The organism is Butyrivibrio sp. AC2005, from assembly GCF_000424145.1.
GTDB lineage: Bacteria > Bacillota > Clostridia > Lachnospirales > Lachnospiraceae > Butyrivibrio.
Genome location: NZ_AUJI01000070.1, coordinates 1 through 11,117, shown reverse-complemented (window position 1 = coordinate 11,117; position 11,117 = coordinate 1). Strand labels below are relative to the sequence as shown.

The window sequence follows — 11,117 nt, the reverse complement described above, 5'->3', positions numbered from 1 at the left end:
ATCAATTGCACAAGCCATTGCCAAAAGATTAAGATATGAATCCAGAAGGTCATCACTATCATCTAAGATGGTCTTCCATCTGATCTTTTCTCTTTCGATGTATTCTTCCAGCAGTTCATCTGACGATGTTAAAGAAAGCTTACCTTCTTTTCCCACCCACACTTCAATAAAGATGCTAAGGTACAATGGTCGATAGTAATCGTCGCTTATAGAATTTCTAAAGCTTTCCTGTATTTTCTTACTAAGATTATCAATATCAGTTAAGTAATCATCTGCTAAATCACTATTATCTATCAACGGCAGATATGACTTAAAATAATTTTGAATGTATGAAATTTCATCATCTGTTGAGAGTTCAGATAGTCTAAGTTCTTCTTTATTATATTCTGCCCCTTCAAACAACAATCTCGTCTCAGAATCAAGCGCTTTCTTTATGTCCTTTAACCAAGCATCAGATTTCAACGCTCTTTCTATAAGGATTACCCTAAGCTTATATGGCGACGTTTCGAATATTTCTATATACTTTGTTAGGCATTTGGCACATTCATATTCACTTCCGAGGACATAATCAAATACCACAATGGTATCTGTGAATGGGATAAAAGTACCTATTTCATTTGCATCTTTTTTTGTAAAGAAGCCAAACCAGTTAGATGCAGTATTTCTCAGCGATTCAATTACAAGGCGGCTCTTTCCTATGCCGCCTTCACCTGTGGTAATCCACCAACTGAATTTCTTATCGGTTTCAATAAACTCTGTTATAGCTTTAAGCTCCGCTTTTCGTCCGACAAATTCGCTAAAACCATTAGAGAAATGAATTCTTCCAAATGCTGATGTTACAGGAACAGCTGCCTTGTAGGGATTCACCGCTACAACACTTCTTATGCCTGCTCTCCTGCGAAGCCTCATCAGTGCCATCTCAGAAAGAAACTCCGGGAGATCTGCGTATTCATCACCATAGAAAACCGGCAGTGCATTTGGTGGAAGTTCTGGAACATTATCCCCTTTTTTCATCAGATAAAAATAGGGAACGTTAGTATCTCTGAGCTTATCCACCACAAAATTCATGAATCCTGATAGGTTCGGATCTTCCACAGTCCCTCCGCATCCGACTATAACTATAGGATGCGTACTGATAAGATTCTGTATAAACTGTGCTCCGGCATTTGCAAGCACACTCTTATACTGCGGATCATCCGCGACAATATCATCAATATTGTTAAGCCTGTCATAAACGCCGTGAAGGTGTATAACCTTATTCTCCGAGTCACCCCTGATGATTGATAATATTTCAGCCGGAAAAGAATAAGACACCGCCCCACAGTTCACTGCTTCTTCAATAGTTAGATCATAATTAGTGGTAGTAATCAGATCTCCGGCGCGCCATATCTTGCGAAGAGCATCAATAAATGACTTATTGACAGGATGAAGCGCTCCAACAGTTTTATTCATATAATCTTCATATGAGGTTGTAGATTTCAGTTTCCCAAGCAGATATGTCACTGTATCTATGAGCTCATCAGATGACCAGGTTCCTATATGCTTATCAAGCTCATCCTGCTCTGAGATGGTCAGATAGTTCTTGCCTGCCAAAATCCAGCTCGGCCAGCTTAATCTGTGTTCTGCAAGAGACATGGACGCACCTGCACCACACAGATATACAATCTTCTGTTCAGTTGCTAATGTTTGCATGAGCTTGGGATAACTTGAAACTTTAGATGCGGACATATTACTTCCTTTTGTGAACAAAATAACTATCTATTATTGAAATAATAATTATGTCATATTCAAAAAGAACAAACAATTAATAATCGTATTAATATCTTCTTCTATCTGAGAATCTTTAATTACAAAATCATCATATTCGCCATCATGAGTAGTAGTTATAGCCTTCATATTTTTTCGATTATCTTGAATATCCCTTTCTGCTTCATCTGCTACAAGTGGTGTCATGGGCAGTATAAAAATTGTATTTCTGCTGCTACGAATTAGTAGCACCACCATGCTCGCAAAAAACATATATCTATAATAAATTGTTCTATTACCCCATTTATCAATTATTTCACGCGCATTACTATATGTTCGATCACAATAAACATATATTGTTTTCCTTATATTTTCGTGATTTGGAATAATATCATTTTTGTAATCGTAGTTCTTATAGGCTGTTAGTACGATACTTTTGATGTTGTCTGACAATAAAATATCTTGTATTTCATCTTTACTTAAGAAGCAACTGAATATTTCTTTTTGGATTAAATCATAAAAAAATATCACTTCTTGAGAAACACTATTTTTCCAAGATATCTCATCGTTGATGCCCATTTTAAATAATACATAATTCAATGAGTCTTTTAAGTTCCCTAACAGAAAAAGTGTGGAGTATTTATTTGAAATACATCTAGTTTTTAAAGTATCATAATCTATTTTTTTAAGATTTTTTACAATATCTTCTTCATTAAATGCTGTCGGAAGTTGCTGAAGAAATATATTAGCAATTTCTTTTTCTTGTATAGAAATTCTATCCAGAATATTCCTATATAAGAGCACACGTTTTGAATTCTTAAATATACTGAGCACGAATTCCTTTGTTTTATTAAGTCTTTCTTCAGAAGTAATAAGATCAGCTACATACTTCGTTTCTGCTGGCTCAGATAATTTATCCAAAATGTCGTCAAAGGTAGTTGCTGATTCGCATGAAGTAATCATAGATAGGAATATTTTATTAGGGAGATATTTTTTAGAAAAATCAGGAGATGAAACAAGTTTTTGTATAGTTTTTTTCTTTCCAAATAATTCTCCATCAAATTCATATATTTTTGTATTCATAGAATATAATGCTAATTGGAACACCTTGTGGGCTATAGTCAATCTATTCTCATTATTTTCATTTTTTAAATATGACAATATATGCAAAAACGGTTTTAAAAAATTATAATACTGAACATTATTGTTTCTTAGAGTTTCTATAAAACATGCGTATTCATTTTCGCTTTTTAACATATAAAATATGGCTTCAATAAATACTGCTAGTCCCTCTTGCACTTTTATGGTGTTAATAAAGAAAAAATCCTTAGAAGCCTTCTTCCTGTTATTATCTTCATAGTCTCCAATTGGAATTATAATCTTATTAAGGCAATATAAAATCAGCCCATAGGTACTCTGATTACTCAAAACAAAATGCGTATATTCGTGGATTGCAGTGCTCATAACATCTTTTTCATCCATTAAAGCATTTAACATTGTAAAGTTTTCAAAATCATATTGCCCATAAATCTGTATTTTCATAACAATTATTCACCGATTGTATTATTATCTGGCATTTTGTTTTGTATTAAATAATGATATCTAATTGCTTAGGGAAAAGCTACATGTAAAAAACACACGTAAGGCATCACGTCGATATCTACCTAATATTGAAAACATAAAAAGCAAGTATACTTAACCTATTTTGTTCTACGTATCATTACCTTCAATAATAAATTATGACATTATTGTATGAATAATATAAAGCAACGCACGACATTTTGAAAGCTCATCATATATTTGAACTGTCATGCATTTATGGATAAACGTTACAAGCTAATCATACATCTGAAGTAAAAAGAACATTGGAGATTACTTTGATATAATCTCCGCTGTTCTTTCTTGAATACACAAATAAATTTATACATATGTTGTTTAATTGCGTAATAAAACGTTATTCCGTTTCCTTTGTTACATGCATACTATTATAATTTTGTTCCTCTTCATCATCTGTCATGCCGCTAAAAGCACATAAAACATACATGAGCCAAGCAATCAAGACACATAATACCACTATTATTCCCATAATCTTCCCTTCTTACATCCTTTCAAAAGACCATTACACATCCGCATCATGCATGTTTTTGCTGGCTTCTTCTGAAAATCCTTCCGTACTCTCCTTCTGAACGAGTATCTTAACAGTTTCAAAAATAATCTGCAGATCCAAAAGAAGTGAATAATTAGTAATATACAAAAGATCCAGTTTCAGCTTATCAAGTGCAGTAGTATTGTATTTCCCATAAACCTGAGCATATCCGGTAAGACCACCCTTCATCTTATGACGAAAATCAAACTCAGGTATTTCTTGACAATACTTCTCCACATGTTCCCACCTTTCGGGTCTGGGACCTACTATAGACATATCTCCAGTAAGAATATTTATAAGCTGTGGAAGTTCGTCCACACGTATTGCTCTTATGATATTACCAACCTTGGTAATTCTGTCATCCTTTTCTCCTGCAGGATGAGGTCTTCCGTCTTTTTCGGCATCAACAATCATTGATCTGAATTTAAGAATCATAAATCTTTTGCCGCCTAAGGTGACTCTTTCCTGTCTAAAGAATACCGGTCCTCCATCCTCCAAATGTATTGCAAGCGCTGTAATTAAAAGGATTGGACTAAGAATAACGAGCATAGAAAAGCTTAGAGTTATGTCAAAAAATCTTTTTAAAAATCGCTGCCGTGGAGTAATACCATTATTTCTATTTAGGAAAAGAGGCGTATCAATAAGATTGAGTTCTTCAGAATTTTTCACCAAAATATCTGATATCTTAGGAAGAAAATATACTCTCTTATTAAGATCATAGCATATTTTAAGAAGTTTATTCTTCTTGTGAGCAGGAAGATCATTTAAAAGTACTGCATCATAAGACTTTATCCGCTCAATAATATTTTTTTCAGTCTCATCTGCTGATATCTGATCTTTTATTACATATTTATAATGAACACCATTTATTTTATCAAAAAGATCATTTTTGTAATCCCCATATATTTCAATAATCTTGAGTGGGGGAAATGTACGCCTATAAACATTTATCATCAAAAACGATAGAATGCAATTGATAATTGATTGTATAAGAAATGCAATAAAGTAGATTTTTATAAACTGAAAGAAATATCTAAACTGCCCTGTTATGGCACATGATACAAAGCATTCTATAATATTAACAGCAAGCAGTGTAAGAACCTGACTTGCCAAAATATTAGCAACTCTCTCAACTCCAATCTTAAAAGCATGAAGCCATTTGCCAATAACAACATAGATAATCAGGTAAACACTGGCAGCCATGCCAAGATTACCTATTCCTAGCAAGTATCCAGTATTGTTGTGATATTTAACAAATTCATACCAAAAATAGAAAAATACTATAGATGCAATTGCAGCTAATATTACTTCACAAATAAATCTAAATATGTATTTACCATTCATTTTTAACATATTTGATGCGTTAGTATTTGTATCTCCCAAATTACTCAACCTCATTATCAAAATATTTAACAACAAAACAGCGGCGCCTATGGCGCCGCCATTCCATTTGATAGTATAACATACAGCCAAAACTTCGTGAAGTCCTTCAGTCATGAGAAATATTAGAAATTCTCTGAAAAAAAATTACTTGTTGACACTTAATTCATTCTCATATGAACTGACTATATTCCCATTGAGATCAAAGAATTCTGTTAGAATAAGATTACCATTACCATCATAAGTATTTACTAACTTAGAATATCCATCTACAGAAATAGTTGGCATATCATTAACATCATAATAAGTATCACAGATAATTTGTTTATTTTCATTATATTCACGTTTTAGTCTTGCATAACCAAAGGCATTTTTAGATAGATTTCCAGATTCATCATAATAGCCAAGCTCTATCCGTAAACCATCCTCATCGTACTTGAACGATACCCCTGCGTATCCATCAGGTAAAGTAATTGGCAAGTTATTTGTGCCAAAGAACTCTTCAAATACAACCTGTCGATTATCATTATAAGTCCTTTTAACATACCAATAGCCGTCATTAATAAGCATTGGATTATTATCAACATCATAGTACCTATCAACAATTCGATTACCCACAGCATCATACTCAAATTCAATTGCAGACTGGCCTCCAGATAAAATTGCAGGAGTTTCATCAACTCCATAATACTCTTCTCTGATAACCAGATGACTATCATTATAAGACCTTCTAACAATTGTATAACCATCGGTATTTTGAGTTGGAGCACCATCTTTATCTAATATAACAAGTTTGGACACATTCCCGTCGGTATCATATTCCTTATCATATCCATAGGCACCGTTTGCCAAAGCTATAGGATTACCGTCTGTACCATAGTATTCTTCATGGATAATCTGATTTTTATCGTTATATTCTCTTCGTACGCACCAATAAGCATCATTGAAAAGTATTGGTTCATTTGCTGACCCGAAATACTTTTCCGAAATTCTGTGGCCTTTTTGGTCGTATTCATATTCAACAGAAGCCTGACCGCCCGGTAAACAAATAATTTCCCCATTAACACCATAGTATTCTTCACGTAATACTCGCCTATTATTGTCAAATTCCCGTTGCACCATGGCATATTGATTATTACATAAAGTTGAATTCATGTCCTCATCCAAACAGATTACCTTTGTTTGATTTCCAACATTATCGTACTCATAATCTGCCCCATAGTAACCGCCAAATATTTTCAGCCTATTGCCGTCCATGTCATAGTATTCCTCATGGACGATTCTTCCCATCTTATCAATAATTACATGCGTGTCATAATTTGGAGTTCTCTTGTAATTTATTTCTTTGCATTGAATATTCCGAGCATCATCTCCTGATATTTTAAAATGTATATTTGCCGCCATTGTATTAAACGGCAACTCACAAACAAATATTCCTGATTCATCGAATTGATCAACAGAAATATTCTTTTCTGCAATAATGGTATTATCAGAACATTTTAATACCTGTAACAAACAATTCTCAATTTTTTTTTCATTTGTCATGTTTTTGCTAAGAGTAACCATTGCTGTGTATTGACCCGGATACAGATGTGCCGAATCCTCATTAGACTCAATACTGTATTCATAATCGTTAAAGCTTTTCAGATGAATTCCTTCTTCTTTTAAATATGTAATAACATCCTCGTCATTTGTATATACTATGTCCCATTCTGATATCGGAAAACATAGAAAACCTCTATCCCCAAAGTAATGAGAATCAAGTTTCTTGTCAGCTATTAAAACAACATGTTCATAAGCTACCAATCCTCTACTACACATTACTGAGTTTTTTATATTACCAAACTCCTGATTGTACGCTTCCGGGAAAGTATCCACATAAATATCACTTTCCGAAATTTCGCTGATAATATTTATAAAATCCTTTTCCTCATTAATTCTGTCAATAATTCTGTTCTTTACATTTCCCGAACACATATTACATGAAACAACGCCGGCAATAATCGCAACTATTCCTGTCACTACCCAGACAAAGTTTTTTATTGATATATGCTCAGAAGATACCTTTTTAAAGACAATCATACTTACAGCACAAATAAGCAATACTATTCCTGCTACAACAGCAAAAACAGCACTTAATGCGACTATAGTATATCCCGTACTGCCAATCAGTTTAATTCCTCCAATCAACGTCTTAAAATAGCTTTTTAACGTCGGGAGCATATAAATCACCGGCATTACCAACAGTGCGCCTGTAAAACCAAAGGCAAGAAAGCTCTTTTTCCTTATAGAGCATAATCTGCCAATAAACATACCTACAAACACCCACTCTATAAACATGATGCTTATGATATATTCCATGTCAACCGTAAGCCCAATTGACATAAGGCATATAAGAATTATTGAAAGTTTTCTTACTAAGTCATCCTTACATTTAAATAAACATATTATTGCTGCAACAAAAACTGAAACATACATGGCAAACGCAAGCATCCCAGAATCATACATTAGTGATAAAAAGGTATTTTCCGCAGGACCGGCAACACCTCCATCATTTCCTCCAAAGGCATGTATTCTCGATATAATGGGATTCAATTCATACCGAAATTGATGCAAAAGCCCCCTACCAAGTAATATCTCTATAAAAGAACCTTTGGGAAACACCTCCAAAGAAGCTTCAATATCTAGCATTCTAAGATTTGTACTAGAAGCTGAATCAGCCGGTTGAGTCTTTCCTTGAAGAACATTGATGACATCGGACCCAAATTCATAATACCGAGAATTCAAGCTTGCTAATAAATCTTTTCCATAAATAACCACTGTCGCTATAGCAACCATAGCGATAGCTATTAGAACTATTAGTATTTTATTATTTAATGTATTTTGAACTTCAGATGCATTCCCATTCTTCAAATATTTAAAAATACAGCAGGTTAATAATATCACAGCAATAATAGTACAAGCCTTAGATCCAGTACATATCAGCGATACCAAAGCAAGAAACGTGCCTGCTATAACTTTTTTCTTTTCTTGTATAAATAGCAGAGTTATTAAAAAGAATACGACAATCGAATATCCTTCCATGTTGCAGTTATTATAAAAATAATACATTCGCTCTTTTACATAAGATGTTCTGATAAAATCGAAAAGACAAATAAATGTTAGAAGAGCATACATCATCCAACATTTGCTAAAAATATTAGAAATAGCCTGTTCTCCTTTGTTAACGAGAACATATCCCGCAAATACTATTGCAAAAACAGAAATTGCATACTTGTCAGATGTTGGCCACTTTTTATTAATATATGAAAAATAAAACGTCCATGTTACTGTCATAAAAGTAAACAGTGGATAACTAATAGCAAAGCTTTTTAACCTATAACAATTATCCTTTATTCCTGTACCCATAAAAAAAACAGCAACCAAAAGAAATTGAAGAAACTCTTCACGAGAGTCATCACGTATGGACATCATCACTGCAAGAGTTATTCCCACATATAAATACACATTCCAGCTAATATATTTTTTCTCCAACATAATCAGAACGTATACTCCTTCAAAACTAACATACGTATTATTATATTAGTGTATCATACTATAAATCCTTTGATAATAAACAGCTTTTGCCTTTTTATCCTGAAGACCTGACAATATTTCAGCAATTAAACATATGTCATAAGTGCCTCATAAGTGCCTTTTATTTCATATTCTCCACTTCCAGCTGGAATGAAAAAGCTATCACCTTTTTTATAGTTGATCGTATTATTATTATTCTTTATTAAACCTTCTCCATCTAATATAAGAATATGTAAAAAGGTGTCATTCCCTACATTTCCCTTAAAGCTATTTGATATATCACAATTATTCGATATCTTATCAACAGTAAAGTACTTACATTTAGCAAGGTGATTAGAATGATTTGGAAATTCTTCTACAGGTCCCAGACAAGTAACATCCAGTGCATTGTCAATATGCAGTTCTCTAAATCTACCATCTTTATCTTTTCTTCCATAATCATAAACTCTATATGTTATATTTGAATTTTGCTGAATCTCAGCAAGTAAGATTCCTTTTCCAATTGCATGAATAGTACCGGACTCTATAAAAATAACATCCCCTTTTTTTACATACTTTTTGCATAATACTTCTGGTAATGTCTGGTCAATAATCCTTCTTTTAAACTCTTCTTTTGCAATCTCTCTGTTGAATCCATAGTAAAGAAAAGCATCCTTTTCAGCATCAATAATGTACCACATTTCTGTTTTTCCATACTGATTCTCATTTTTAAGTGCATATTCATCTGATGGATGTACTTGAATTGATAGATCTTGCATAGCATCAATGAGTTTGACCAGAACAGGAAACTTTTCAAAATTCTTGCAATTATTTCCAAGAATACTTTTTCCAAAATGATTTATATATGCTGATAAGGTTTTTCCTGCAAATTCACCATTATCTATTACCGATTCACTTCTAGGAAAACATGATAATTCCCAACTCTCAGCAGTTGCTGCACCTGCTGAGAGTTTCCCAAATTCTTTCACAAGTCTGTTTCCACCCCATAAGTAATCTTTTGTAGGTGCGCATAATTTTAAAATAGACATAAATTTTATTCCTCGTATATTAAAAACCAAAGGGACACAATTATCTGTGCCCCTTCCTCTGTATAACTAAAATGACATTTCATACTTCTGCTTATCTGATACATTTATCTCAGAACCTAGCTGCACTTCAATGAGTACCAGCCCCTCATCCCCAGCAATAACAGTATGTTTACAACCGATTGGCATCGAAACAACATCTCCAGATTTAATCATCTGTTCAACGCCATCAACAATAGCTCTACCACTTCCCTGAGCCACTGTCCAAACTTCATCTCGATGCTCATGGCTATGATAATTCATTTTATTTCTGGGATTCAAAGTTACTTTTACCGTCATTGAAACATCATCAACATCAATAACTCTATAGCTTCCCCAGCTTTTTTCCGCAAACATAACCTGTTGATCTATTTCATCAACAAATGGCTTTATATAAGAACTCTGCTCTTTGTCAGAAACAAGTATTCCTTCCGGTGATGCAGATACAACAACATCTTTAAGCCCCATACAAAGTACGGGAACATTTAACTCATTTACAATATGTACATTTGAGCAGGTATCATTCATCTGACCTTCACCAATAATTGACTCTTCCATTGCCTCCGTAAGCGTGTTCCATGTACCCAGATCTTTCCATTCTCCGCTATATCGTAGAACATCAATACTGGTTTCCTGTTCGACCACAGCATAATCGAAGCTAATTTTCTTAAGATTTACATACTCGGTAAAAAGTTCTTTATAAGAAGCTGTGCCAAGTAATTCCTTACTCTTATTCAAAACATATGAAAGTTTATATGCAAATACGCCACCATTCCATAGAGCTCCATCTGAAATGTATTCCTCAGCCTTCTCTTTTGTGGGCTTCTCGGTAAATGCATAACCACTAACCCCATTTTCGTCAATAATAGGCTTTATATATCCGTATTTCTCAGAAGGATATGTGGGATTAATCCCCATAAGCACAAGATTTTTAGAGGCTTCTGGCATGATGGTGGGTACTATGCCAGTCCTCTGATGTATATTTGCAATTGAAAAACCATCTGTGTTTCTGTAATGTATTAGCGTCCAAACTATACTACAGAGATACCAGAGGTACCCACAGATGGTTTCTGCTAATACATTATGTAAAAAATTGCTCAATGTCAATCATGCTGTCGTAGAAGATGCAAACTTCTATCTTGATCGGGATGGTGTTACCCACCTCAGAATCCATGCGCGGACGGATAAATGGCATCAGGATGATT

The 11,117-nt window shown here is 33.9% G+C and carries 6 protein-coding genes; all 6 read right to left on the bottom strand.

From position 1 onward, the window contains the following. Positions 1–1,728, bottom strand: a 1,728-nt coding sequence (locus G602_RS0116595; RefSeq protein ID WP_026659974.1) for an SIR2 family protein, incomplete at its 3' end; no start/stop codon positions are given. Between the two features lie 48 nt (positions 1,729–1,776). After that, a complete protein-coding gene (locus G602_RS0116590; RefSeq protein WP_026659973.1) occupies positions 1,777–3,288 on the bottom strand; it encodes a hypothetical protein in 1,512 nt (503 codons plus the stop codon). A 577-nt stretch (positions 3,289–3,865) separates the two neighbouring features. Further along, positions 3,866–5,275, bottom strand: coding sequence for an exopolysaccharide biosynthesis polyprenyl glycosylphosphotransferase (locus tag G602_RS0116580; protein ID WP_049945290.1), 1,410 nt, complete (start codon positions 5,273–5,275; stop codon positions 3,866–3,868). A 144-nt stretch (positions 5,276–5,419) separates the two neighbouring features. Next, on the bottom strand, positions 5,420–8,809 hold the full coding sequence (locus G602_RS0116575; RefSeq protein WP_026659971.1) for an O-antigen ligase family protein: 3,390 nt from the start codon (positions 8,807–8,809) through the stop codon (positions 5,420–5,422). Between the two features lie 125 nt (positions 8,810–8,934). After that, a complete protein-coding gene (locus tag G602_RS0116570) occupies positions 8,935–9,876 on the bottom strand; it encodes a type I phosphomannose isomerase catalytic subunit (RefSeq protein WP_026659970.1) in 942 nt (313 codons plus the stop codon). Between the two features lie 66 nt (positions 9,877–9,942). Then, on the bottom strand, positions 9,943–11,013 hold the full coding sequence (locus tag G602_RS27160) for a sugar phosphate nucleotidyltransferase (protein WP_242835646.1): 1,071 nt from the start codon (positions 11,011–11,013) through the stop codon (positions 9,943–9,945). Positions 11,014–11,117 lie beyond the last annotated feature (104 nt).

What these genes read in the sequence shown, in the direction of transcription:
- G602_RS0116570 (WP_026659970.1), bottom strand. Translation starts at nt 9,876, where the DNA reads ATGTCTATTTTAAAATTATGCGCACCTACAAAAGATTACTTATGGGGT.
- G602_RS0116575 (WP_026659971.1), bottom strand. Translation starts at nt 8,809, where the DNA reads ATGTTGGAGAAAAAATATATTAGCTGGAATGTGTATTTATATGTGGGA.
- G602_RS0116590 (WP_026659973.1), bottom strand. Translation starts at nt 3,288, where the DNA reads ATGAAAATACAGATTTATGGGCAATATGATTTTGAAAACTTTACAATG.